Origin of the sequence: Mycobacterium sp. UM_CSW (assembly GCF_000455205.1) — a bacterium.
Taxonomy (GTDB): Bacteria; Actinomycetota; Actinomycetes; order Mycobacteriales; family Mycobacteriaceae; genus Mycobacterium.
The window spans coordinates 138,249-162,270 of record NZ_AUWQ01000012.1 but is presented as its reverse complement, the minus strand read 5'-3'; the positions used below and the strand labels follow the sequence as shown (position 1 = coordinate 162,270).

General features: G+C 67.1%; 22 protein-coding genes and 1 rRNA gene. 22 read left to right on the top strand and 1 reads right to left on the bottom strand.

The features are described from left to right. The first annotated feature begins 2 nt into the window (after positions 1–2). From N415_RS05580 to N415_RS05485, 20 genes are all read left to right on the top strand, one after another. A complete protein-coding gene (locus N415_RS05580; protein WP_068177996.1) occupies positions 3–1,328 on the top strand; it encodes a homoserine dehydrogenase in 1,326 nt (441 codons plus the stop codon). Further along, the gene (thrC, locus tag N415_RS05575) at positions 1,325–2,407 is read left to right on the top strand and encodes a threonine synthase (protein WP_068177994.1); all 1,083 of its coding nucleotides are present in this window, start codon (positions 1,325–1,327) and stop codon (positions 2,405–2,407) included. Before N415_RS05580 ends, thrC begins: the two co-directional genes overlap by 4 nt. A gap of 3 nt (positions 2,408–2,410) precedes the next feature. Continuing rightward, the gene (gene thrB / locus N415_RS05570) at positions 2,411–3,358 is read left to right on the top strand and encodes a homoserine kinase (protein WP_152531252.1); all 948 of its coding nucleotides are present in this window, start codon (positions 2,411–2,413) and stop codon (positions 3,356–3,358) included. Between the two features lie 260 nt (positions 3,359–3,618). Next, positions 3,619–5,457 (top strand): transcription termination factor Rho, encoded by a 1,839-nt coding sequence (gene rho / locus N415_RS05565; RefSeq protein WP_068178164.1) that lies wholly within the window; start codon positions 3,619–3,621, stop codon positions 5,455–5,457. A 12-nt stretch (positions 5,458–5,469) separates the two neighbouring features. Beyond that, positions 5,470–7,050: a fatty-acid--CoA ligase FadD1 gene (fadD1, locus tag N415_RS05560; protein ID WP_068177991.1), complete on the top strand. Its 1,581-nt coding sequence runs from the start codon at positions 5,470–5,472 to the stop codon at positions 7,048–7,050. Positions 7,051–7,193: 143 nt separating this feature from the next. Next, a complete protein-coding gene (rpmE, locus tag N415_RS05555) occupies positions 7,194–7,436 on the top strand; it encodes a 50S ribosomal protein L31 (RefSeq protein WP_067148709.1) in 243 nt (80 codons plus the stop codon). Positions 7,437–7,514: 78 nt separating this feature from the next. Then, complete coding sequence (prfA, locus tag N415_RS05550; RefSeq protein ID WP_068177987.1) at positions 7,515–8,588, top strand: peptide chain release factor 1; 1,074 nt, start codon at positions 7,515–7,517, stop codon at positions 8,586–8,588. Between the two features lie 28 nt (positions 8,589–8,616). Continuing rightward, complete coding sequence (gene prmC, locus N415_RS05545) at positions 8,617–9,480, top strand: peptide chain release factor N(5)-glutamine methyltransferase (RefSeq protein ID WP_068178161.1); 864 nt, start codon at positions 8,617–8,619, stop codon at positions 9,478–9,480. Beyond that, positions 9,477–10,130 carry an L-threonylcarbamoyladenylate synthase gene (locus N415_RS05540; RefSeq protein ID WP_068177984.1) on the top strand — a complete coding sequence of 218 codons (654 nt, stop codon included), beginning with the start codon at positions 9,477–9,479 and terminating at the stop codon, positions 10,128–10,130. Before prmC ends, N415_RS05540 begins: the two co-directional genes overlap by 4 nt. A 46-nt stretch (positions 10,131–10,176) precedes the next feature. Continuing rightward, positions 10,177–11,358 (top strand): MraY family glycosyltransferase, encoded by a 1,182-nt coding sequence (locus tag N415_RS05535; protein ID WP_173817323.1) that lies wholly within the window; start codon positions 10,177–10,179, stop codon positions 11,356–11,358. Positions 11,359–11,606: 248 nt separating this feature from the next. After that, positions 11,607–12,074 carry an ATP synthase subunit I gene (locus tag N415_RS05530; protein ID WP_068177980.1) on the top strand — a complete coding sequence of 156 codons (468 nt, stop codon included), beginning with the start codon at positions 11,607–11,609 and terminating at the stop codon, positions 12,072–12,074. Continuing rightward, positions 12,067–12,822 (top strand): F0F1 ATP synthase subunit A, encoded by a 756-nt coding sequence (atpB, locus tag N415_RS05525; RefSeq protein ID WP_068177976.1) that lies wholly within the window; start codon positions 12,067–12,069, stop codon positions 12,820–12,822. The genes N415_RS05530 and atpB overlap by 8 nt, the downstream gene beginning before the upstream one ends. 46 nt (positions 12,823–12,868) lie before the next feature. Then, the gene (locus N415_RS05520; RefSeq protein ID WP_066928722.1) at positions 12,869–13,114 is read left to right on the top strand and encodes a F0F1 ATP synthase subunit C; all 246 of its coding nucleotides are present in this window, start codon (positions 12,869–12,871) and stop codon (positions 13,112–13,114) included. A 9-nt stretch (positions 13,115–13,123) separates the two neighbouring features. After that, positions 13,124–13,642, top strand: a complete 519-nt coding sequence (locus tag N415_RS05515) for a F0F1 ATP synthase subunit B (protein WP_068104764.1) — start codon at positions 13,124–13,126, stop codon at positions 13,640–13,642. Between the two features lie 5 nt (positions 13,643–13,647). Beyond that, on the top strand, positions 13,648–14,988 hold the full coding sequence (locus N415_RS05510) for a F0F1 ATP synthase subunit B/delta (protein WP_068177973.1): 1,341 nt from the start codon (positions 13,648–13,650) through the stop codon (positions 14,986–14,988). Positions 14,989–15,041: 53 nt separating this feature from the next. Next, positions 15,042–16,715, top strand: a complete 1,674-nt coding sequence (atpA, locus tag N415_RS05505; protein WP_068177971.1) for a F0F1 ATP synthase subunit alpha — start codon at positions 15,042–15,044, stop codon at positions 16,713–16,715. A gap of 6 nt (positions 16,716–16,721) precedes the next feature. Beyond that, entirely contained in the window at positions 16,722–17,639 is a 918-nt protein-coding gene (locus N415_RS05500; RefSeq protein ID WP_068177968.1) for a F0F1 ATP synthase subunit gamma, read from the top strand. 19 nt (positions 17,640–17,658) lie between these two features. Continuing rightward, the gene (gene atpD / locus N415_RS05495) at positions 17,659–19,125 is read left to right on the top strand and encodes a F0F1 ATP synthase subunit beta (RefSeq protein WP_068177966.1); all 1,467 of its coding nucleotides are present in this window, start codon (positions 17,659–17,661) and stop codon (positions 19,123–19,125) included. Between the two features lie 26 nt (positions 19,126–19,151). Then, on the top strand, positions 19,152–19,517 hold the full coding sequence (locus N415_RS05490) for a F0F1 ATP synthase subunit epsilon (RefSeq protein WP_068104759.1): 366 nt from the start codon (positions 19,152–19,154) through the stop codon (positions 19,515–19,517). Between the two features lie 6 nt (positions 19,518–19,523). Further along, a complete protein-coding gene (locus tag N415_RS05485; protein WP_068104757.1) occupies positions 19,524–19,967 on the top strand; it encodes a DUF2550 domain-containing protein in 444 nt (147 codons plus the stop codon). Between the two features lie 77 nt (positions 19,968–20,044). On the opposite strand, the gene N415_RS05480 is transcribed toward N415_RS05485, so the two are convergent. Next, complete coding sequence (locus N415_RS05480) at positions 20,045–20,626, bottom strand: cob(I)yrinic acid a,c-diamide adenosyltransferase (protein ID WP_068177963.1); 582 nt, start codon at positions 20,624–20,626, stop codon at positions 20,045–20,047. A gap of 72 nt (positions 20,627–20,698) precedes the next feature. Here N415_RS05480 and murA point away from each other — a divergent pair, with 72 nt between their 5' ends. Then, positions 20,699–21,952: a UDP-N-acetylglucosamine 1-carboxyvinyltransferase gene (gene murA / locus N415_RS05475; RefSeq protein ID WP_068177959.1), complete on the top strand. Its 1,254-nt coding sequence runs from the start codon at positions 20,699–20,701 to the stop codon at positions 21,950–21,952. Positions 21,953–22,330: 378 nt separating this feature from the next. Further along, positions 22,331–23,850, top strand: a 16S ribosomal RNA gene (locus N415_RS05470). Positions 23,851–24,022: the final 172 nt, after the last annotated feature.

The window sequence follows — 24,022 nt, the reverse complement described above, 5'->3', positions numbered from 1 at the left end:
CTGTGCCCGGTGACGAAAAGCCCGTCGGCGTAGCGGTACTCGGGTTGGGCAACGTCGGCAGCGAAGTCGTCCGCATCATCGAGGACAGCTCCGCGGACCTTGCGGCCCGCGTCGGCGCCCCGCTGGTGCTGCGCGGCGTCGGGGTGCGTCGCCTGGCCGCCGACCGCGGCGTCCCGATCGGACTGCTGACCGACAACATCGAAGAGCTGGTGTCCCGTGACGACGTCGACATCGTCGTCGAGTTGATGGGGCCCGTCGAGCCCGCCCGCAAGGCGATCCTGTCCGCGCTCGAGCACGGCAAGTCCGTCGTCACGGCCAACAAGGCGCTGCTGTCCATCTCCACCGGCGAGCTGGCGCAGGCGGCCGAAAACGCCCACGTTGACCTGTATTTCGAGGCGGCGGTCGCGGGCGCGATCCCCGTCATCCGCCCGCTCACCCAATCGCTGGCCGGCGACACGGTGCTGCGGGTGGCCGGCATCGTCAACGGCACCACGAACTACATCCTGTCCGAGATGGACAGCACCGGCGCCGACTACGACAGCGCCCTGGCCGACGCCAGCGCGCTCGGGTACGCCGAGGCCGACCCCACCGCCGACGTCGAGGGCTACGACGCCGCGGCCAAGGCCGCGATCCTCGCGTCCATCGCCTTCCACACCCGGGTACACGCTGACGACGTCTATCGCGAGGGCATCACCAAGATCACCCCGGCCGACTTCGCGTCCGCGCGGTCGCTGGGCTGCACCATCAAACTGCTGTCCATCTGCGAGCGCGTCACGGGAGACGATGGCCAGCAACGGGTTTCGGCCCGCGTCTACCCGGCGCTGGTGCCGCTGTCGCACCCGCTGGCCACGGTCAGCGGGGCGTTCAACGCGGTGGTGGTCGAGGCCGCGGCCTCGGGCCGGCTGATGTTCTACGGGCAGGGGGCCGGCGGCGCGCCCACCGCGTCGGCGGTCACCGGCGACCTGGTGATGGCGGCCCGCAACCGCGTCCTGGGCAGCCGCGGACCCAAGGAGTCCCGGTACGCCCAACTTCCCATCGCGCCGATGGGCCTCATCTCCACGCGCTACTACGTCAGCATGAACGTCGCCGACGAGCCAGGCGTATTGGCCTCGGTGGCAACGGAATTCGCCAAGCGCGAGGTGAGCATCGCCGAGGTGCGCCAGGAAGGCATGGTCGACGAGGGCGGGCGCCGGGTGGGCGCCCGCGTGGTGGTGGTCACCCACACCGCCACCGACGCCGCACTTTCCGAAACCGTCGCTGCCCTCGCGGATTTGGACGTCGTGCAGAGCGTGACCAGCGTGCTGCGACTGGAAGGAAACGGCCTGTGAGCGTCCCCCGTACGGCCACCCACCAACCGTGGCCGGGAGTGATCGCGGCGTACCGCGACCGGTTGCCGGTCGGCGACGACTGGACCCCGGTCACCCTCCTCGAGGGTGGCACCCCCCTGATCGCGGCGGCCCGGCTCTCGGAAAAGACCGGCTGCACGGTCCATCTCAAGGTCGAAGGCCTCAATCCGACCGGCTCCTTCAAGGACCGGGGTATGACGATGGCCGTCACCGACGCCCTGGCCCGCGGCCAGCAGGCCGTGCTGTGCGCGTCGACCGGCAACACCTCGGCCTCCGCGGCGGCGTACGCCGCGCGCGCCGGCATCACCTGCGCGGTGCTGATACCGCAGGGCAAGATCGCCATGGGCAAGCTGGCGCAGGCGGTCATGCACGGCGCCAAGATCATCCAGATCGACGGCAACTTCGACGACTGCCTGGAACTGGCCCGCAAGATGGCCGCGGACTTCCCGACGATCTCACTGGTGAACTCGGTGAACCCCGTTCGCATCGAGGGCCAGAAGACGGCGGCATTCGAGATCGTCGACGCGCTTGGCGCCGCGCCGGACGTGCACGCGCTGCCGGTCGGCAACGCCGGCAACATCACCGCGTACTGGAAGGGCTACACCGAGTATCACCGCGAGGGCGTGATCGGCAGCCTGCCCCGGATGCTGGGCGCCCAGGCCGCCGGCGCCGCGCCCCTGGTGCTCGGCGAGCCGGTCAGCCACCCGGAGACCATCGCCACCGCGATCCGCATCGGCGCCCCGGCGTCCTGGACGGCCGCCGTCAACGCGCAGCAGCAATCCAACGGCCGCTTCCTGGCGGTCACGGACGAGGAGATCCTGGCGGCATACCACCTCGTGGCCGCCTCGGAGGGCCTCTTCGTCGAGCCCGCGTCCGCCGCCAGCATCGCGGGGCTGCTCAAGGCCGTCGACGACGGCTGGGTGGCGCGCGGCTCGACCGTCGTCTGCACGGTGACCGGCAATGGCCTCAAGGATCCAGACACGGCGCTGAAGGACATGCCGACCGTGTCCCCGTTGCCGGTCGATCCCGTCCTCGTCGTCGAACAGTTGGGTCTCGCGTAAGAAATGACCGCCCGAATGCTGCCCGCCGGGCTGGTGGCGAGCTCCGTGGTGTCGGCGTCCAGCGCCAACCTCGGTCCCGGCTTCGACAGCATCGGCCTGGCGCTGGATCTGCGCGACGAGATCGTCGTGGAGACAACCGATTCCGGCCTGGAGGTGATGGTCGAGGGGGAGGGCGCCGACCAGGTGCCGCTGAACGCCGATCATCTGGTCGTGCGCGCCGTCCGGCGCGGGCTGGACGCCGCGGGCGTCGGTGCGCCCGGCCTGGTGGTGCGCTGTCGAAACGCCATCCCGCACTCCCGCGGCCTGGGCTCGTCGGCCGCGGCCGTCGTCGGGGGCCTGGCGGCGGTGAACGGGCTTGTGGCGCAGACCAATTCGACTCCACTGAGCGTCGACGAATTGATCCAGCTGTGTTCGGAATTCGAGGGTCACCCGGACAACGCCGCGGCCGCGGTGCTGGGCGGCGCGGTGGTCTCCTGGACCGACGACACCGGTGAGCGGCCCCGGTACTCGGCGGTATCGCTGCGGCTGCACCCGGACATCCACCTGTTCTGCGCGATTCCCGAGGAACGCTCGCTGACCGCCGAGACCCGGGTGCTGCTGCCCACCCGGGTCAGCCACGACGAGGCCAGCTTCAACGTCAGCCGCGCCGCGCTGCTGGTGGTCGCGCTGACCGAGCGTCCCGACCTGCTGATGCCGGCCACCGAAGACCTGCTCCATCAACCCCAGCGCGCCCCCGCGATGCCGGGCTCGGCGGAATATTTGCGGCTGCTGCGACGTCATAAGATCGCAGCGACGCTTTCTGGGGCTGGTCCCTCGCTGATCGCACTGAGCACAGAGCCGGAGTTACCCCGGGAAGCGCTGGAGTACGGGTCCGCACACGGATTTGCCGTCACCAAGATGACCGCGGGCGAAGGAGTTCGCTGGAGCCCGGGCGTCACCGTCGCCGGTTAATCCACGGCGTGGTCGGAGGGTTTGCTTGCTTCCGACAGTGATGCAGGTTATCCTCGGAGCCGTCCAGCAATCGCAGCATCTGCATCTGCAACTGCCTTGCCGCTAGGACAACACCAATTCTTCTCGTGAACGAGGTTCGCCGTCTTCTCCGCCGATCCGGGCGATCACCGTTGCAGAGTCGATGATTGGGCGCACTCGGCGAATTGGCTGAATGCAACGAACCCCCGTATGACCTGATCAGCGGGGAAGAAAGGAACTCCGTGACAGATACGGACCTATTCACGGCTGGCGAAAACACCGATAGCAACCACGCTTCGGACGCCGTGACCACAGACGCACCCGACGTCAAAACCAACGCCTCGGCCGGCTCCCTGTCCACCATGGTGCTGCCCGAGCTGCGCGCGCTGGCCAACCAGGCCGGCGTCAAGGGGACGTCCGGAATGCGCAAGAACGAACTCATCGCCGCGATAAAGGAAATCAGGGGACAGGCCAACGGCACTTCGGCCCCCGCCGCCCCCGATACCGCCCCGGCGGACAGCGGCAAATCCGACCAATCCGACACGGCCACCGCCGCGGCGCCGGCCGAAACGCCGGCCGCCCAAGGGGAACAGAACGGTTCCACCGGCGAGGCGCCGCGCCGCGAACGACGCGGTGCCAGCCGCGAAGCGGGATCACCGTCCGAGGACGCGGACACCCAAAAAGGCGGCGCCAACCGCGAAGCCGACAAGCGCCAGGACCGCCAGCAGGACACCAAGACCGACGAGCGCGGCGGCGACCAGGGCGGCGATCAACAGGGCCAGGGCGGCCAGCAGAATCGCGGCGGGTCGAACCAGCAGGACGACGACGGCGAGGGCCGTCAGGGCCGGCGGGGACGCCGGTTCCGCGACCGCGACCGCAGGCGCCGCGGCGAACGGTCCGGCGACGGGGCCGACACCGAACTCCGCGAGGACGATGTCGTCCAGCCGGTGGCCGGCATCCTTGACGTGCTCGACAATTACGCGTTCGTGCGCACCTCCGGCTACCTGGCCGGCCCGCACGACGTCTACGTCTCCATGAACATGGTGCGCAAGAACGGCCTGCGCCGCGGCGACGCGGTGACCGGCGCGGTTCGGGTGCCCCGCGACGGCGAGCAGCCCAACCAGCGGCAGAAGTTCAACCCGCTGGTGCGCCTGGACAGCGTCAACGGCGGCTCGGTCGAAGAGGCCAAGAAGCGGCCCGATTTCTCCAAGCTGACGCCGTTGTACCCCAACCAGCGGCTGCGCCTGGAAACCACGCCGGACCGGCTGACCACTCGGGTCATCGACCTGATCATGCCGATCGGCAAGGGTCAGCGGGCGCTGATCGTGTCGCCGCCCAAGGCGGGTAAGACGACGATCCTGCAGGACATCGCCAACGCGATCACCAAGAACAACCCGGAATGCCACCTCATGGTCGTCCTCGTCGATGAGCGGCCCGAGGAGGTCACCGACATGACGCGCTCGGTCAAGGGCGAGGTCATCGCCTCGACGTTCGACCGGCCGCCGTCGGACCACACCTCGGTCGCCGAGCTGGCCATCGAACGCGCCAAGCGGCTCGTCGAGCAGGGCAAGGACGTGGTGGTGCTGCTCGACTCCATCACCCGCCTGGGCCGCGCCTACAACAACGCGTCGCCCGCGTCCGGCCGGATCCTCTCCGGTGGTGTCGACTCCACCGCGCTGTATCCGCCGAAGCGCTTCCTCGGCGCGGCGCGCAACATCGAGGAAGGCGGGTCGCTGACCATCATCGCCACCGCGATGGTCGAGACCGGGTCCACCGGTGACACGGTCATCTTCGAGGAGTTCAAGGGCACCGGTAACGCCGAGCTCAAGCTGGACCGCAAGATCTCCGAACGCCGGGTCTTCCCCGCGGTCGACGTCAACCCGTCCGGCACCCGCAAGGACGAGCTGCTGCTCTCGCCCGACGAGTTCGCCATCGTGCACAAGCTGCGCCGCGTGCTGTCGGGTCTGGACCCCCACCAGGCCATCGACCTGCTGATGTCCCAGCTGCGCAAGACCAAGAACAACTACGAGTTCCTGGTGCAGGTGTCCAAGACGACCCCCGGGTCGATGGATAACGACTAACTCAGCTGCGCCGTGGCGGAGACGCTGCAGCAACTGCTTCGCCAGCGCCTGAATCAGGACACGCCGGCGCTGAAATACGGCGACCGTGTCTGGACCTGGCGCGAGCACCTGGCCGACGCCACCACCACCGCGGCCGCCGTCATCGGGGTCGCCGACCCGGACCGTCCGCTGCACGTCGGCTCCCTGCTGGGCAACACCCCCGAGATGCTCACGGCCATGGCGTCGGCGGCGCTCGGCGGCTACGTGCTCTGCGGCATCAACGACACCCGCCGCGGCGCCGCGCTGGCCCGCGACATCGCCCGCGCCGACTGCCAGATCCTGCTCACCGACCCGGCGCACCGCGCGCTGCTGGACGGCCTCGACCTGCCCGGTGTCCGGGTCTTCGACGTGTCCGCCGAGCGGTGGCGCGCGCTGCTTGGCGGCGCCGGACCGCTGACGCCGCATCGCGAGGTCGCGCCGACCGACACCTTCATGATGCTGTTCACCTCCGGCACCAGCGGCGACCCGAAGGCCGTGCGGGTCACCCACCTCGTCGTGCTGTTCGCCGGGGCAACGCTGGTCGGGCGGTTCGAGCTCGACGCCTCCGACGTCTGCTACCTGTCGATGCCGCTGTTCCACGCCAACGCCCTGTATGCCGGGTGGAGCGTGGCGGTGACCACCGGCGCGGCCATGGCCCCCGCGACATTCTCGGCATCCGGGCTGCTGGGAGACCTGCGCCGGTACGGGGCCACCTTCATGAACTACGTCGGCAAGCCGCTGGCCTTTGTGCTGGCCACGCCCGAGCGACCCGACGACCGCGACAACCCGCTGCGGGTCGCGGTCGGCAACGAGGCGAGCGACCGGGACATCGCCGAGTTCAGCAGGCGGTTCGACTGCATCGTGTGGGACGGCTTCGGCTCCACCGAGGGCGCGATCGTCATCACCCGCGAGGACGGCTGCCCGCCCGGGTCGCTGGGCCGCGGCTTCCCCGGGGTCGCCGTCTACAACCCCGACACCTTGGCCGAGTGCCCGCCCGCCACCTTTCGCGACGGCGCCCTGACCAACCCCGACGAGGCGATCGGGGAGCTGGTCAACACCACCGGCGCCGGGCTGTTCGCCGGCTACTACAACGACTCCGAGGCCACCGACGCGCGGCTGCGACACGGCATGTTCTGGTCCGGCGACCTCGCCTACAAAGACGCCGACGGCTGGCTCTACTTCGCCGGGCGCAGCGGCGACTGGTTGCGCGTCGACGGCGAAAACATGACCACGGCGCCCATCGAGCGCATCTTGGAGCGGTTGGCACCGGTCAGCCACGTCGCGGTGTACGCGGTACCCGACGACCACTCGGGTGACCAGGTGATGGCGGCCATCGTGCTGGCCGACGGCGCGGAGCTGACGCCGGAGGAATTCGGCCGGTTCCTGGCCGATCAGCCCGACCTGTCGCCCAAGGCATGGCCCCGCTACGTCTGGCTCGCCGACCGGTTGCCGACCACGGCGACCAACAAGATCCTCAAACGCGAGCTCAGCGCGCTGGGCACCGCACCCGGCGGCGGCGTGGTGTGGACCCGCGACGCAAAAAGCCGCGTCTACCGCGACGCGTCGCGGCCCTGAGCAGCCGGGAATGCGGGCGACCAGCTCGCTGTTTGGGCTGATGTAGGTTGACCTGGCATAATCGAGGGTCGACTAACCCAGGACCAGATCAGGTTCTTGGAGTTCGCGCCCGGTCCGGGCGGCAAACGATCGAAAAGGACATCATGAAAGCTGACATTCATCCGGCGTACGGCGAGACCACCGTGCACTGCGGGTGCGGGAACACGTTCACCACGCGCAGCACCAAGCCCGGCGGCAACATCGTCGTCGAGGTCTGCTCGCAGTGCCACCCCTTCTACACCGGCAAGCAAAAGATCCTCGACAGCGGCGGCCGGGTGGCCCGCTTCGAGAAGCGCTACGGCAAGCGCAAGGCCGCGGCCGACTCGGCCGAGTCGACCGACAAATAGCTGGCTTACCGACGCCCGAACTGTGCGAGTCTGCACAGGCCGGGCGTCGGTTTTGTGTGCGGGGGCAGGAGGTGTGACGTGACGAAGCCGGTACAGACCATCGACGTGCTGCTCGCCGAACACGCCGAGCTCGAAAAGCGGTTGGCGGATCCCGAACTGCACAGCAACCCCGACGAGGCGCGCAAGGCGGGACGCCGATTCGCCCGACTGGCGCCGATCGTCGGCACCTACCGCAAGCTGGAGGCCGCGCGCGGCGACCTCGAGGCCGCGCGCGAACTGGTCGTCGACGACGAGTCGTTCGCCGACGAGGTCACCGAACTGGAGTCCCGGGTGGCCGAACTGGACAGCCAGCTCACCGACATGCTGGCGCCGCGCGACCCCCACGACGCCGACGACATCGTGCTCGAGGTCAAATCCGGTGAGGGCGGCGAGGAATCGGCGCTGTTCGCCGCCGACCTGGCCCGGATGTACATCCGCTACGCCGAGCGGCACGGCTGGACGGTCACGGTGCTCGACGAAACCACCTCGGATCTGGGTGGCTACAAGGACGCGACGCTGGCCATCGCGAGCAAGGGCGACGCGGCCGACGGTGTGTGGTCGCGAATGAAGTTCGAGGGCGGGGTGCACCGGGTGCAACGGGTTCCGGTGACGGAATCCCAAGGGCGCGTTCACACGTCGGCCGCGGGTGTGCTGGTCTACCCCGAGCCCGAGGAAGTCGGCGAGGTGCAGATCGACGAGTCCGACCTGCGCATCGACGTCTACCGCTCGTCCGGCAAGGGCGGGCAGGGCGTCAACACCACCGACTCCGCGGTGCGGATCACGCACCTGCCCACCGGAATCGTCGTCACCTGTCAAAACGAACGGTCGCAGCTGCAGAACAAGGCCCGCGCCATGCAGGTGCTGGCGGCCCGGCTGCAGGCCCTCGCGGAGGAAAAGGCGCTGGCCGACGCGTCGGCCGATCGGGCCAGCCAGGTCCGCACCGTGGACCGCAGCGAACGCATCCGCACCTACAACTTCCCGGAAAACCGGATCACCGATCACCGGATCGGTTTCAAGGCACACAATCTCGACCAAGTGCTCGATGGTGACCTCGACGCGTTGTTCGACGCGCTGAGCGCGGCGGACAAGCAGTCCCGGCTACAGCAGGCATGACGTCCCGGCGACGATGCAGAGCGAAGCGATGAGGAGGAGCGGGACAATCCAGCGCAGCCTACGTACCGCGATCGACTCGGCGACGGCGCAACTGGCCGAAGCCGGAATCGATTCCGCGCGTTACGACGCCGAGGAGTTGGCCGCCCACCTGACCGGCACCGAACGCGGACGGCTTACCCTGCTCGAGTCGCCGGGCGACGAATTCTTCGGCCGCTACCGCGAGATCGTGGCCGCGCGCTCGAAGCGAGTGCCGTTGCAGCATCTCACCGGGACGGCGGCGTTCGGGCCGGTGACGCTGCACGTCGGCCCCGGTGTGTTCATTCCGCGCCCCGAGACCGAGGCCATGCTGGAATGGGCCACCGCGCAACCCTTCCCGGCGCGGCCGGTGATCGTCGACCTGTGCACCGGATCCGGCGCCTTGGCCGTGGCGCTGGCCCGCCACCGCCCCGCCGCGCGGGTGATCGGCATCGACGACTCCGAGGCGGCCCTCACGTACGCGCGCGGCAACGCGGCGGGCACCGCCGTGGAACTCGTGCGCGCCGACGTGACCGCCCCCGGGCTGCTGTCCGAGCTGGACGGACAAGTCGACCTCGTGGTGGCCAACCCGCCCTATGTTCCCGATGACCACGCGGTGGAAGCCGAAGTGGCCCAACATGATCCGCCGCACGCGGTGTTCGGCGGCCCGGACGGGATGGCGGTCATCGCGGCCGTCGTCCGACTCGCCGGGCGCTGGCTGCGCCCGGCCGGCATGTTCGCCGTCGAGCACGACGACACCACGTCGGCCCGAACAGTCGAATTGATCGGGGCCACAGAGCTTTTCGAGGATATCGAGGCGCGCCGGGATCTGGCCGGGCGGCCGAGGTTCGTGACGGCGCGAAGGGGGCCCCGTTGACCACCGTGTTCGACTGCGGCGATCCCGACCAGCGTTCGGTCGGAATCGCGTCGGCAGCGGGTGCGGTCAAAAACGGCCGGCTCGTCGTGTTGCCGACCGACACCGTGTACGGGATCGGCGCCGACGCCTTCGACAGCACCGCGGTTGCCGCGCTGCTCGCGGCCAAGGGCCGGGGCCGGGACATGCCGGTGGGCGTGCTCGTCGGCTCCTGGCACACCATCGAGGGCCTGGTCTACACGATGCCCGACGGGGCGCGCGACCTGATCCGCGCCTTCTGGCCGGGCGCGCTGAGCCTGGTGGTGACGCAGGCGCCGTCGTTGCATTGGGACCTCGGCGATGCCCGCGGCACGGTGATGCTGCGGATGCCGCTGCACCCGGTGGCCATCGAGTTGCTGCGCGAGGTGGGGCCGATGGCGGTGTCCAGTGCCAACGTCTCCGGCCGCCCGCCCGCGGTCGACGCCGACGAGGCCCGCGACCAGCTCGGCGATCTGGTGGACGTCTACCTCGACGCGGGGCGCTCGCAGCAGCAGGCCGCCTCCACGATCGTCGACCTGACGGGGGACACCCCGCGCATCCTGCGGGCCGGCCCGGTCAGCGCCGAGCGGATCGCCGAAGTCCTCGGCATGGACCCGGCCGGCCTGATCGCCTAGCGCGAGCGCCGTCAATCCCGTCTCAGCCCGGTGCAGTACGGTTTCGTTGGTGTCCAGCCTTGCCGGTGGTCTGCTCGCCCTGTCCGATCGCGGCACCGGCGTCCCGCTGCGCGAGCTCGCGGTGGTCGGGCTGACCGCCGCGATCGTCACGTACTTCGCGACCGGACCGGTGCGCGTCCTGGCCACCCGGCTGGGCGCGGTCGCCTACCCCCGCGAACGCGACGTGCACGTCACACCCACCCCGCGCATGGGTGGGCTGGCGATGTTCCTCGGCGTGATCTCGGCCGTCTTCCTGGCCTGGCAGCTGCCTGCGCTCACCCGCGGCTTCGTCTACTCCACCGGCATGCCCGCCGTCCTGGTGGCCGCCGCGGTGATCGTCGGCATCGGCCTGATCGACGACCGCTGGGGCCTGGACGCCCTGACCAAGTTCGCCGGCCAGATCACCGCGGCCAGCGTGCTGGTCACCATGGGCGTCGCCTGGAGCGTGCTGTACATCCCGATCGGCGGCGTCGGCACGATAGTGCTGGACCAGGCGTCGTCGATCCTGCTGACCCTGGCGCTGACGGTCTCGGTCGTTAACGCGATGAACTTCGTCGACGGGCTCGACGGGCTGGCCGCCGGGCTGGGGCTCATCATGGCGATGGCGATCTGCCTGTTCTCGGTCGGCCTGCTGCGCGACCACGGCGGCGACGTGCTGTTCTACCCGCCCGCGGTCATCTCGGTGGTGTTGGCGGGCGCCTGCCTCGGCTTCCTGCCGCACAACTTCCACCGGGCCAGGATCTTCATGGGCGATTCCGGCTCGATGCTGATCGGCCTGATGATCTCCGCGGCCGCGACGACCGCGGCAGGCCCGGTTTCGCAGAACGCCTACGGCGCCCGCGACGTGTTTGCTCTACTGTCGCCGTTCCTGCTGGTGGCGGCCGTGATTTTCGTGCCGATGCTCGACCTGTTGCTGGCGATCGTGCGTCGCACCCGCGCGGGTCGCAGCGCATTCAGCCCGGACAAGATGCACCTGCATCACCGGTTGCTGCAGATTGGCCATTCGCATCGCCGGGTGGTGCTGCTCATCTATTTATGGGTGGGCATTGTCGCGTTCGGCGCCGCCAGCACAATCTTTTTCAACCCGCGCGACACCGGCGCGGTGATGCTGGGGGCGATCGTGGTCGCCGGAGTGGCGACGGCGATCCCGCTCCTGCGCCGTCGCGACGACTACTCGGACGTGGACTAGACGAGGGCTACGACACCCAGTAGTAGTGGTGTCCGTCATATGGTACGGTGCAGGTAGAACCCCAAAAAGAGACCTTGAGGGTTGCCGGCCAGCCGGCCCTTCGGACGCTTGTCCGAGCGCGCCGACTCACGACCGACAAAGGGAGCTACCCCTTGGGTGATTCCAGCGTGACGTGCGATACGCTCGGCGGGCCACCGATCGGTCGGTCGAGGGTTCCCCGCTTTACTACCTGGGATTGAGGTGCTGCAGTGACGACACCAGCGCAGGACGCGCCGTTGGTGTTCCCCTCTGTTGCTTTCCGTCCGGTTCGGCTGTTGGCGATCAGCGTCGCGGTCACCGCGCTCGCGATGCTCGCCGCGGGATTGTCGGGTCGCCTCATGCTCGGCGTGTTCTTCGGTGTCGGGTTGCTACTGGGTTTGCTCAACGCATTGTTGGTCCGGCGTTCGGTCGCGTCGATCACCGCGAAAGAGCATCCACTGAAAAGCTCGATGGCACTCAATTCGGCGACCCGACTGGCGATTATCACCGTCATCGCGCTGATCATTGCCTACGTTTTCCGGCCGAACGGCCTGGGCGCGATGTTCGGCCTGGCGCTCTTCCAGGTGCTCCTGGTCGTGTCGACCGCGGTGCCGGTCTACAAGAAGCTGCGCACGGGGGAGCCGGCCGCGGCCCTGGGCCCGGACGGGTCGGACGGAAGGAGCACCAGCGATGACTGAGACGATCCTGGCCGGTTCCCAGATCGAGGTCGGCGAGCACACCACCGCAACCTGGCTGGGCTTGACCGTCAACACCGACACCGTGCTGTCGACCGCGATAGCCGGCGTGATCGTGATCGCCCTGGCGTTCTTCCTGCGCTCCAAGATCACGTCGAGTGGCGTTCCCAGTGGGGTGCAACTGTTTTGGGAGGCGCTCACCATCCAGATGCGCAACCAGATCGAGAGCGCCATCGGGATGCGGATCGCGCCGTTCGTGCTGCCGCTGGCCGTCACCATCTTCATCTTCATCCTGATCTCCAACTGGCTCTCGGTGCTGCCGCTGCAGTACACGGACAAGTCCGGCCACACCACCGAGTTGCTCAAGTCGGCCGCGGCCGACATCAATTACGTTCTGGCGCTGGCCCTTTTCGTCTTCGTCTGCTACCACATCGCAGGCATCTGGCGCCGGGGCATCGTCGGTCACCCGCTCAAGGTGCTCAAGGGGCACGTGGCGTTCCTGGCGCCGATCAACCTGGTCGAAGAATTGGCGAAGCCGATCTCGTTGTCGCTCCGACTCTTTGGGAACATCTTCGCGGGCGGCATCCTGGTGGCGCTGATCGCGCTCTTCCCCCCCTACATCATGTGGTTGCCCAACGCGATCTGGAAGTCGTTCGACCTGTTCGTCGGGGCAATCCAGGCCTTCATCTTCTCGATCCTGACGATCTTGTACTTCAGCCAGGCCATGGAGCTGGAGGATCACCATGACTAGCCCAGCCAGATAAGCCAACAGATAGAGCTGGATAAAGGAGGAAAGAATGGACCCCACTATCGCTGCCGGTGCCCTCATCGGCGGGGGGATCATCATGGGCGGCGGCGCGATCGGAGCCGGTATCGGTGACGGTATCGCCGGTAACGCGCTGGTTTCGGGTATCGCCCGGCAACCCGAGGCGCAGGGCCGGCTGTTCACGCCGTTCTTCATCACCGTCGGTCTGGTTGAGGCGGCCTACTTCATCAACCTGGCGTTCATGGCGTTGTTCGTATTCGCCACGCCCGTCACGTAGTTCGCTGTGATGGGTGACCCGAACCCCATGGTGCTCGCCGCCGGCCAGGTGGTCGCCGAGGGAGGCAAGGGGGGCAGCAACTTCCTTGTCCCCAACGGCACGTTCTTCTTCGTGCTCGCCATCTTCCTCATCGTGCTCGGCGTCATCGGCACCTTCGTGGTGCCGCCGATCCTCAAGGTGCTGCGCGAACGCGACGCCATGGTCGCCAAGACCGTTGCCGACAACAAGAAGTCGGCCGAGCAGTTCGAAGCCGCCCAGGCCGATTACGAAGAAGCCATGAAGGAGGCCCGCGTGCAGGCGTCGGCCTTCCGTGACAACGCCCGCGCCGAAGGCCGCAAGGTCATCGAGGACGCGCGGGCCCGCGCCGAGCAAGAGGTGATGGCGACGGTGCAGCTGGCCTCCGAACAACTCAAACGGGAACGGGACGCCGTGGAGTTGGATCTGCGCGCCAACGTCGGAACAATGTCGGCGACCCTGGCCAGCCGGATCCTCGGCGTCGACGTCACCACCTCCGCCGCGACAAGGTAAGGCTGATGTCGACTTTTCTCGGACAGTTGCTTGGGTTCGCGGTCATCGTCGCGCTGGTGTGGCGGTACGCCGTGCCGCCGGTGCGCAGGATGATGGCTGCCCGGCAGGATTTGGTGCGCCAGCAGTTGGCCGATTCGGCCGCGGCCGCCGAGCGGCTGACCGAGTCGACCACCGCCCACAGCAAGGCGGTCGAGGCGGCCAAGGAAGAGGCCGAACGGGTGGTCGAGGAAGCCCGCGCGGACGCGGAACGCATCACGGAGCAGTTGCAGGCGCAGGCCGGGGTCGAGGCCGAACGCATCGCGGCGCAGGGCGCGCGCCAGGCCGAGCTGCTGCGGGCGCAGCTGACCCGTCAGCTGCGCCTCGAGCTGGGGTACGAATCCGTGCGCCAGGCAGGGGAGTTGGTGCGCAGTTACGTCGCCGACCCCGACCAGCAGTCGGCGACCGTCGACCGGTTCCTGGACGATCTCGAAGCCATGGCGCCCGCCCCCGCCGAGGTGGCGTACCCGCTGATGACGAAGATGCGCTCCGCCAGCCGCGAGGCGCTGGGCAGCCTGTCGGATCGCTTCGGCACCATTGCCAAAAACCTTGACAACAATGCGCTTTCCAAGCTTTCCGCCGAGCTGGTGTCGGTGGCCAAGATGCTGGACCGCGAAATCGTCGTCACCCGGTACCTCACCGACCCCGCCGAAGACGCGGCGCCCCGGGTCCGGCTGATCGAGCGCCTGGTGTCCGGCAAGGTCAGCGACGCCACTCTCGACGTGCTGCGGGCGGCCGTTTCCGAGCGTTGGTCGGCCAACTCCGATCTGATCGACGCCATCGAGCACATCTCGCGACAGGCGCTGCTGGAGGTCGCCGAACGCGAGGACCGCGTCAGCGAGGTCGAAGAGCAGCTGTTCCGGTTCGCACGCATCCTCGACGCGCAGCCGCGGCTGTCCATCCTGTTGGGCGACTACGCGTCTCCCGCCGAGGGACGAGTTGAGTTGCTGCGCAAGGTGCTTGCCAGCGCCAGCGGCAGGGTCAACCCGGTCGCGCGGGCGCTGCTGAGCCAGACCATCGAGCTGCTGAGGGGCGAACCGGCCGAGGAGGCCATGAAGTTCTTGGCGCAGGTCGCGGTGGCGCGCCGGGGCGAGATCGTCGCGCAGGTCGGCGCGGCGGCCGAGCTCACCGACGCCCAACGCACCCGTGTCACCGAGGTCCTCAGCCGCATCTACGACCATCCGGTGTCGGTGCAGCTGCAGATCGATCCCGAGTTGCTGGGCGGCCTGTTGATCGCCGTGGCCGACGAGGTGATCGACGGGACGCTCTCGTCTCGGCTGGCCGCGGCGAAGGCCCAGTTGCCCGACTGACCACACCATCACAACAGCATGCGAACGAAGATCAAGTAGGAAGACGAAAAGCCATGGCAGACTTGACAATCTCGGCTGACGACATCCAAAGCGCCATCGAGGAATACGTAGGCTCTTTCACCGCCGACACCGCCCGCGAGGAGGTCGGTACCGTCGTCGACGCCGGCGACGGCATCGCGCACGTCGAAGGTTTGCCCTCCGTGATGACCCAGGAGCTGCTCGAGTTCCCGGGCGGGGTCCTCGGCGTCGCGCTCAACCTGGACGAGCACAGCATCGGTGCGGTCATCCTGGGTGACTTCGAGAAAATCGAAGAGGGACAACAGGTCAAGCGCACCGGCGAGGTGTTGTCGGTCCCCGTCGGCGACGCGTTCCTGGGCCGCGTCGTCAACCCGCTGGGCCAGCCGATCGACGGGCGCGGCGACATCGACACCGACATCCGGCGCGCCTTGGAGATCCAGGCGCCGTCGGTCGTGCAGCGCCAGGGTGTGAAAGAGCCTCTGCAGACCGGGATCAAGGCCATCGACGCGATGACCCCGATCGGCCGCGGCCAGCGCCAGCTGATCATCGGTGACCGCAAGACCGGCAAGACCGCGGTCTGTATCGACACCATCCTCAACCAGCGCCAGAACTGGGAGTCGGGCGACGAGCGCAAGCAGGTGCGGTGCGTGTACGTGGCCATCGGCCAGAAGGGCACCACGATCGCGGCCGTCCGCCGCGCGCTCGACGAGGGCGGCGCGATGGACTACACCACCATCGTCGCGGCCCCCGCGTCGGACTCCGCCGGCTTCAAATGGCTTGCGCCCTACACGGGTTCGGCGATCGCTCAGCACTGGATGTATGACGGCAAGCACGTGCTGATCGTCTTCGACGACCTGAGCAAGCAGGCCGAGGCGTACCGCGCGATCTCGCTGCTGCTGCGCCGCCCGCCGGGCCGCGAGGCCTACCCGGGCGACGTCTTCTACCTGCACTCGCGGTTGCTGGAGCGCTGCGCCAAGCTGTCGGACGACCTCGGCGGCGGTTCGCTGACGGGCCTGCCGATCATCGAGACCAAGGCCAACGACATCTCGGCCTACATCCCCACCAACGTCATCTCGATCACCGACGGGCAGTGCTTCCTAGAGTCCGACCTGTTCAACCAGGGCGTCCGGCCCGCGATCAACGTCGGTGTCTCGGTGTCCCGCGTGGGTGGCGCGGCGCAGATCAAGGCCATGAAAGAGGTGGCCGGCTCGCTGCGTCTGGACCTGTCGCAGTACCGCGAACTGGAGTCCTTCGCCGCGTTTGCGTCCGACCTGGACGCCACGTCCAAGGCGCAGCTGGAGCGCGGCGAGCGGCTGGTCGAGCTGCTCAAGCAGCGGCAGTACCAGCCCATGCCGGTCGAGGAGCAGGTCGTCTCGATCTTCCTGGGCACCGGCGGCCACCTGGACTCGGTGCCCGTCGAGGACGTCAGGCGGTTCGAAACCGAGTTGCTGGACCACATGCGGGCTTCCGAGGAGAAGTTCCTGGCCGGCATCCGGGACAGCCAGAAGCTCTCGGAAGAGGGCGAGAACGAGCTGACCGAGATCATCAAGAAGTTCAAGAAGGGCTTCGCGGCCTCCGACGGCGAATCGGTGGTGCCCGACGAGCACGTCGAGGCGCTGGACTCCGAAGACCTCGAAAAGGAGTCGGTGCAAGTCAAGAAGGAAAAGCCGAAGAAGGAATCCAAGGACTCCAAGAAGGACAAGAAGTAGCTAACAATGGCGGCCACACTTCGCGAACTGCGCGGCCGGATTCGATCGGCCGGGTCGATCAAAAAGATCACCAAGGCCCAGGAGATGATCGCGACCTCGCGCATCGGTAAGGCGCAGGCACGGCTGGAATCCGCGCGCCCGTACGCATTCCAGATCACCGCGACGCTCACCACCCTGTCCGCCGAAGCGGCGCTGGACCACCCCCTGCTGGTCGAGCGGGAAAACCCGACGCGGGCCGGCGTCCTGGTGGTGTCCTCGGACCGGGGCCTGTGCGGCGCGTACAACTCCAGCGTCTTTCGTCGCTCCGAGGAGCTGTTCTCCCTGCTGAGGGAGGAAGGAAAGACGCCGGTTCTGTACACGGTGGGCCGGAAGGCGCAGAACTACTTCAGATTCCGCAACTGGGACATCACCGAGTCGTGGGCGGGTTTCTCCGAGCAACCCCAGTACGAAAACGCCGCGGAGATCGCCACCACCCTGGTTGACACCTTTATGAAGGGCACCGGGGACGACGAGGATCAGCTGTCCGACGACGACCGGGGCGTCGATGAACTGCACATCGTCTACTCGGAGTTCAAGTCGATGATGTCGCAAACGGCGGTGGCGCACCGCATCGCCCCACTGGTGGTGGAGTACGTCGAGGAAGAAGAGGAACTGCACACCCTCTACTCCTTCGAGCCGGACGCGACGACGCTGTTCGAGGCGCTGCTGCCGCGGTACCTCACCACCCGCGTGTACGCGGCGCTGCTGGAAGCGGCGGCGTCGGAGCTGGCGTCACGCCAACGTGCGATGAAGTCGGCCACCGACAACGCGGACGACCTCATCAAAGAACTGACGCTGATGGCGAACCGCGAGCGGCAGGCCCAGATCACCCAGGAGATCAGCGAAATCGTCGGCGGCGCAAACGCGCTCGCGGACGCTAAGTAGCACACGAGGAAGAAGAGACATGACTGCTACTGACGAGAAGACCAAAGACAACGGGAAGTCCGGGGACACCGACACCAGCGGCCGCGTCGTGCGCGTCACCGGTCCGGTCGTCGACGTCGAGTTCCCGCGCGGCTCCGTGCCCGACCTGTTCAACGCGCTGCACGCCGACATCACCTTCGAGGAGCTCAAGAAGACGCTCACGCTCGAGGTCGCGCAGCACCTGGGCGACAACCTGGTTCGCACGATCTCCCTGCAGCCCACCGATGGCCTGGTGCGCGGCGTGGAGGTCACCGACACCGGCAACTCGATTTCGGTGCCGGTGGGTGAGGGCGTCAAGGGCCACGTCTTCAACGCCCTGGGCGACTGCCTGGACAAGCCGGGCTACGGCGAAGAATTCGACCACTGGTCGATCCACCGCAAGCCGCCGGCCTTCGAGGAGCTCGAGCCGCGCACCGAGATGCTCGAGACCGGCCTGAAGGTCGTCGACCTGCTGACCCCGTACGTCCGCGGCGGCAAGATCGCCCTGTTCGGTGGTGCCGGCGTCGGCAAGACGGTGCTCATCCAGGAGATGATCAACCGCATCGCCCGAAACTTCGGTGGTACTTCGGTTTTCGCCGGGGTGGGCGAGCGCACCCGCGAGGGCAACGACCTGTGGGTCGAGCTCAAGGAAGCCGACGTGCTCAAGGACACCGCGCTGGTGTTCGGTCAGATGGACGAGCCGCCCGGCACCCGTATGCGGGTGGCGCTGTCCGCGCTGACGATGGCGGAGTGGTTCCGCGACGAGGCGGGCCAGGACGTGCTGCTGTTCATCGACAACATTTTCCGGTTCACCCAGGCGGGCTCCGAGGTGTCGACCCTGCTCGGCCGCATGCCGTCGGCGGTGGGCTACCAGCCCACGCTGGCCGACGAGATGGGCGAGCTGCAGGAGCGGATCACCTCGACGCGTGGGCGCTCGATCACGTCGATGCAAGCGGTTTACGTGCCCGCGGACGACTACACCGACCCGGCGCCCGCGACGACGTTCGCGCACCTGGACGCCACCACCGAGCTGTCGCGTTCGGTGTTCTCCAAGGGCATCTTCCCCGCGGTGGACCCGCTGGCGTCGAGCTCGACCATCCTCGACCCCGGTGTGGTCGGCGACGAGCACTACCGGGTGGCGCAGGAAGTCATCCGAATCCTGCAGCGCTACAAGGACCTTCAGGACATCATCGCCATCCTCGGTATCGACGAGCTGTCCGAAGAGGACAAGCAGCTGGTCAACCGGGCGCGGCGCATCGAGCGGTTCCTGTCCCAGAACATGATGGCGGCCGAGCAGTTCACCGGTCAGCCGGGTTCCACGGTGCCGGTGAAGGAGACCATCGAGGCGTTCGACAAGCTGACCAAGGGCGACTTCGACCACATCCCCGAACAGGCCTTCTTCCTGATCGGTGGCCTCGACGACCTGGCCAAGAAAGCCGAAAGCTTCGGCGCCAAGCTCGATTCCTGAGGGCATGAGTCGAAAGGCACAGTGGTATGGCCGAATTGAACGTTGAGATAGTCGCCGTCGACCGGAAGATCTGGTCGGGTGAGGCAACGTTCCTGTTCACCCGCACCACCGTCGGCGAGATCGGGATCCTGCCCCGGCACATCCCGCTGGTGGCGCAGTTGGTTGACGACGCCATGGTGCGTGTCGAACGCGAAGGCGAGGACGACCTGCGGATCGCGGTGGACGGCGGGTTCCTGTCGGTCACCGAGGAGACCGTCACGGTCCTTGCCGAATCCGCGGAGTTCGAGTCGGAGATCGACGAGAGTTCGGCCCGGGAGGACGCCGAGTCCGACGATCCCCGCATTGCCGCCAGGGGGCGCGCCAGACTGCGCGCCGTCGGCGCGATCGACTAATTGCCGATGAGCGCGCCCATGATCGGCATGGTCGTGCTCGTCGTGTTGTTAGGCGCCGCCGTCCTCGCGCTGAGCTATCGGCTGTTGAAGCTGCGCCAGGGCGGAACCGCGGGAATCATGCGGGACATCCCCGCCGTCGGCGGTCACGGTTGGCGGCACGGGGTGATCCGGTACCGCGGCGGTGAGGCCGCGTTCTACCGGCTGTCCAGTTTGCGGTTGTGGCCGGACCGCCGCCTCAGCCGGCGCGGCGTGGAGATCGTCGCCCGGCGTGCCCCGCGCGGCGACGAGTTCGACATCATGACCGACGAGATCGTCGTGTTGGAGCTGCGTGACACGACGCAGGACCGCCGGTCGGGTTACGAGCTCGCGCTCGACAAGGGCGCGCTGACCGCGTTCTTATCCTGGCTGGAGTCGCGGCCTTCGCCGCGCGCCCGCCGCCGCAGCGTTTAGCGGCCGAGCGACGTCGAAACTGCGGTGAGAGCACGGTTTTCGCGCGAATTGCGATCTGCGCGCAGACTCGATGCCGCCTACGCGTTCGCCGGGCCGCCACCGGGCCGCCACAGCACGTCCCCACCGGGGTTGGCCGCCCGCGCCAGGATGAACAGCAGGTCCGACAGCCGGTTCAGGTATTTGGCCGGCAGCGCGCTGACTCCGTCCGGGTGGGAATCGAGCGCCGACCACGCCGAGCGCTCGGCCCGGCGCACCACGGTGCGGGCGACGTGCAACAGCGCCGACAATGGCGAACCACCGGGCAGCACAAAGGAATTCAGCGCCGGCAGGGGCTCGTTATATTTGTCACACCACGCCTCGAGCCGATCGATGTAGGACTGGGCGACCCGCAGCGGGGGATGTTCGGGGTTCTCCACCACGGGGGTGGACAGATCCGCGCCGGCGTCGAACAAGTCGTTCTGGATCTGGCGTAGCACACCGGCGATCTCCTCGTCGGGTTGGCCGAGGGCGATCGCGACGCCGATCGCGGAGTTGGCCTCGTCGCAGTCCGCGTACGCCACCAGGCGGGGGTCGTTTTTGGAGACCCGTGAGAAATCGCTCAATCCCGTCGTTCCGTCGTCGCCGGTTCGGGTATAGATGCGGGTCAGGTGTATCGCCATGGGCCAAACGGTACTCGGCATGCGGCGCCCGGCTGACTGACAAGCCGATACCGCTTCACTAGACTGACGCGGGTGGCTGAGCGATTCGTGGTGACCGGCGGCACCCGGTTGTCAGGCGAAGTCGCTGTGGGGGGCGCCAAGAACAGCGTGCTCAAGCTGATGGCGGCGACCCTGCTGGCCGAGGGCACCAGCACCATCACCAACTGCCCGGACATCCTCGACGTTCCGCTGATGGCGGAGGTGTTGCGCGGCCTGGGTGCCACCGTCGAACTCGACGGCGACGTCGCCCGCATCACCTCGCCCGACGAGCCCAAGTACGACGCCGACTTCGCCGCGGTGCGACAGTTCCGCGCCTCCGTCTGCGTGCTCGGGCCACTTGTCGGCCGGTGCAAGCGCGCCAGGGTCGCGCTGCCGGGCGGCGACGCGATCGGTTCCCGGCCGCTGGACATGCATCAGGCCGGCCTGCGGCAGCTGGGCGCGCAGTGCAACATCGAGCACGGGTGCGTGGTTGCTCAGGCAGAAACGTTGCGCGGCGCGGAAATTCAGTTGGAGTTCCCCTCCGTCGGCGCCACCGAGAACATTCTGATGGCCGCCGTTGTGGCGGAGGGCGTCACGACGATCCACAACGCGGCGCGCGAACCCGACGTGGTGGACCTGTGCACGATGCTCAACCAGATGGGCGCGCAGATCGAGGGCGCCGGTTCGCCGACCATGACGATCACCGGCGTCCCGCGACTGCACCCCACCGAGCACCGGGTGATCGGGGACCGCATCGTCGCCGCCACGTGGGGCATCGCCGCCGCGATGACCCGCGGCGACATCGAGGTCACCGGCGTCGATCCGGCCCACCTGCAGGTGGTGCTGCACAAACTGCACGACGCGGGCGCGACCGTCACCCAGACCGACAACAGCTTCCGGGTCACCCAGTACGAGCGCCCGAAGGCCGTCAACGTGGCGACCTTGCCGTTCCCGGGGTTTCCGACCGACCTGCAGCCCATGGCCATCGCGCTGGCATCGATCGCCGACGGCACGTCAATGATCACCGAGAACGTGTTCGAGGCGCGGTTCCGGTTCGTCGAGGAGATGATCCGGCTGGGCGCCGACGCCCGCACCGACGGGCACCACGCCGTCGTGCGTGGCCTGCCGCAACTGTCCAGCGCCCCGGTCTGGTGTTCGGACATCCGGGCCGGCGCCGGCCTGGTGCTGGCGGGGCTGGTCGCCGACGGCGATACCGAGGTTCACGACGTCTTTCATATCGATCGCGGCTACCCGTTGTTCGTGGAAAACCTCGCGATTTTGGGAGCGGAGATCGAGCGGGTAGAGTAGTCAAAGTCAGTGCCCCACAAGGGCGGTCACCTCACGAAGATGGCCGAAACCGAGGCTTGACTCCCTCGCCGGATCGGTACTAGCCTGGCACGGCTGCCCCGCAGCGGTCACCACAATGAGATGGCCAAAACTGGGGCTTGACGCCTCCGCCAGACCGGTATTAAGCTGGCAGGGTTGCCCGGAAGCGGGCGAAGACAAGCGTGAGTGTTGTTTGAGAACTCAATAGTGTGTTTGGTCTTTTTATTTTGTTGTTGTTTTTGACCATACTTGCACCCCCCGTGTGTGGGTATGGTCGTTTTTTGATGCCAGTAATATTGGTGTCTTTTGTTAGGTCAGATTTTCTCTGATTGTAAATTCACCTCGTTATCGAGGGGTTTTTGTTTGGAGAGTTTGATCCTGGCTCAGGACGAACGCTGGCGGCGTGCTTAACACATGCAAGTCGAACGGAAAGGCCCCTTCGGGGGTACTCGAGTGGCGAACGGGTGAGTAACACGTGGGTAATCTGCCCTGCACTTCGGGATAAGCCTGGGAAACTGGGTCTAATACCGGATAGGACCCCGAGGCGCATGCCTTGGGGTGGAAAGCTTTTGCGGTGTGGGATGGGCCCGCGGCCTATCAGCTTGTTGGTGGGGTGACGGCCTACCAAGGCGACGACGGGTAGCCGGCCTGAGAGGGTGTCCGGCCACACTGGGACTGAGATACGGCCCAGACTCCTACGGGAGGCAGCAGTGGGGAATATTGCACAATGGGCGCAAGCCTGATGCAGCGACGCCGCGTGGGGGATGACGGCCTTCGGGTTGTAAACCTCTTTCAGCAGGGACGAAGCGCAAGTGACGGTACCTGCAGAAGAAGCACCGGCCAACTACGTGCCAGCAGCCGCGGTAATACGTAGGGTGCGAGCGTTGTCCGGAATTACTGGGCGTAAAGAGCTCGTAGGTGGTTTGTCGCGTTGTTCGTGAAATCTCACGGCTTAACTGTGAGCGTGCGGGCGATACGGGCAGACTGGAGTACTGCAGGGGAGACTGGAATTCCTGGTGTAGCGGTGGAATGCGCAGATATCAGGAGGAACACCGGTGGCGAAGGCGGGTCTCTGGGCAGTAACTGACGCTGAGGAGCGAAAGCGTGGGGAGCGAACAGGATTAGATACCCTGGTAGTCCACGCCGTAAACGGTGGGTACTAGGTGTGGGTTTCCTTCCTTGGGATCCGTGCCGTAGCTAACGCATTAAGTACCCCGCCTGGGGAGTACGGCCGCAAGGCTAAAACTCAAAGGAATTGACGGGGGCCCGCACAAGCGGCGGAGCATGTGGATTAATTCGATGCAACGCGAAGAACCTTACCTGGGTTTGACATGCACAGGACGCCGGCAGAGATGTCGGTTCCCTTGTGGCCTGTGTGCAGGTGGTGCATGGCTGTCGTCAGCTCGTGTCGTGAGATGTTGGGTTAAGTCCCGCAACGAGCGCAACCCTTGTCTCATGTTGCCAGCGCGTAATGGCGGGGACTCGTGAGAGACTGCCGGGGTCAACTCGGAGGAAGGTGGGGATGACGTCAAGTCATCATGCCCCTTATGTCCAGGGCTTCACACATGCTACAATGGCCGGTACAAAGGGCTGCGATGCCGCAAGGTTAAGCGAATCCTTTTAAAGCCGGTCTCAGTTCGGATCGGGGTCTGCAACTCGACCCCGTGAAGTCGGAGTCGCTAGTAATCGCAGATCAGCAACGCTGCGGTGAATACGTTCCCGGGCCTTGTACACACCGCCCGTCACGTCATGAAAGTCGGTAACACCCGAAGCCAGTGGCCTAACCCTTTGGGAGGGAGCTGTCGAAGGTGGGATCGGCGATTGGGACGAAGTCGTAACAAGGTAGCCGTACCGGAAGGTGCGGCTGGATCACCTCCTTTCTAAGGAGCACCACGAAAAGCACCCCAATTGGTGGGGTGCGAGCCGTGAGGGGTTCTCGCCTGTAGTGGGCGGGGCCGGGTGCGCAACAGCAAATGATTGCCAGACACACTATTGGGCCCTGAGGCAACACTCGGAGCGATTGAGTGCTTGTCCCCCCATCTTGGTGGTGGG

Excerpts from the sequence above, each read along its gene's own strand:
- prmC (WP_068178161.1), top strand. The coding sequence starts at position 8,617 with ATGAGGAGGAGCGGGACAATCCAGCGCAGCCTACGTACCGCGATCGAC.
- N415_RS05500 (WP_068177968.1), top strand. The coding sequence starts at position 16,722 with ATGGCGGCCACACTTCGCGAACTGCGCGGCCGGATTCGATCGGCCGGG.
- thrB (WP_152531252.1), top strand. The coding sequence starts at position 2,411 with ATGACCGCCCGAATGCTGCCCGCCGGGCTGGTGGCGAGCTCCGTGGTG.
- N415_RS05490 (WP_068104759.1), top strand. The coding sequence starts at position 19,152 with ATGGCCGAATTGAACGTTGAGATAGTCGCCGTCGACCGGAAGATCTGG.
- N415_RS05520 (WP_066928722.1), top strand. The coding sequence starts at position 12,869 with ATGGACCCCACTATCGCTGCCGGTGCCCTCATCGGCGGGGGGATCATC.
- atpD (WP_068177966.1), top strand. The coding sequence starts at position 17,659 with ATGACTGCTACTGACGAGAAGACCAAAGACAACGGGAAGTCCGGGGAC.
- N415_RS05480 (WP_068177963.1), bottom strand. The coding sequence starts at position 20,626 with ATGGCGATACACCTGACCCGCATCTATACCCGAACCGGCGACGACGGA.
- N415_RS05515 (WP_068104764.1), top strand. The coding sequence starts at position 13,124 with ATGGGTGACCCGAACCCCATGGTGCTCGCCGCCGGCCAGGTGGTCGCC.
- atpB (WP_068177976.1), top strand. The coding sequence starts at position 12,067 with ATGACTGAGACGATCCTGGCCGGTTCCCAGATCGAGGTCGGCGAGCAC.
- rpmE (WP_067148709.1), top strand. The coding sequence starts at position 7,194 with ATGAAAGCTGACATTCATCCGGCGTACGGCGAGACCACCGTGCACTGC.
- N415_RS05485 (WP_068104757.1), top strand. The coding sequence starts at position 19,524 with ATGAGCGCGCCCATGATCGGCATGGTCGTGCTCGTCGTGTTGTTAGGC.
- atpA (WP_068177971.1), top strand. The coding sequence starts at position 15,042 with ATGGCAGACTTGACAATCTCGGCTGACGACATCCAAAGCGCCATCGAG.
- N415_RS05510 (WP_068177973.1), top strand. The coding sequence starts at position 13,648 with ATGTCGACTTTTCTCGGACAGTTGCTTGGGTTCGCGGTCATCGTCGCG.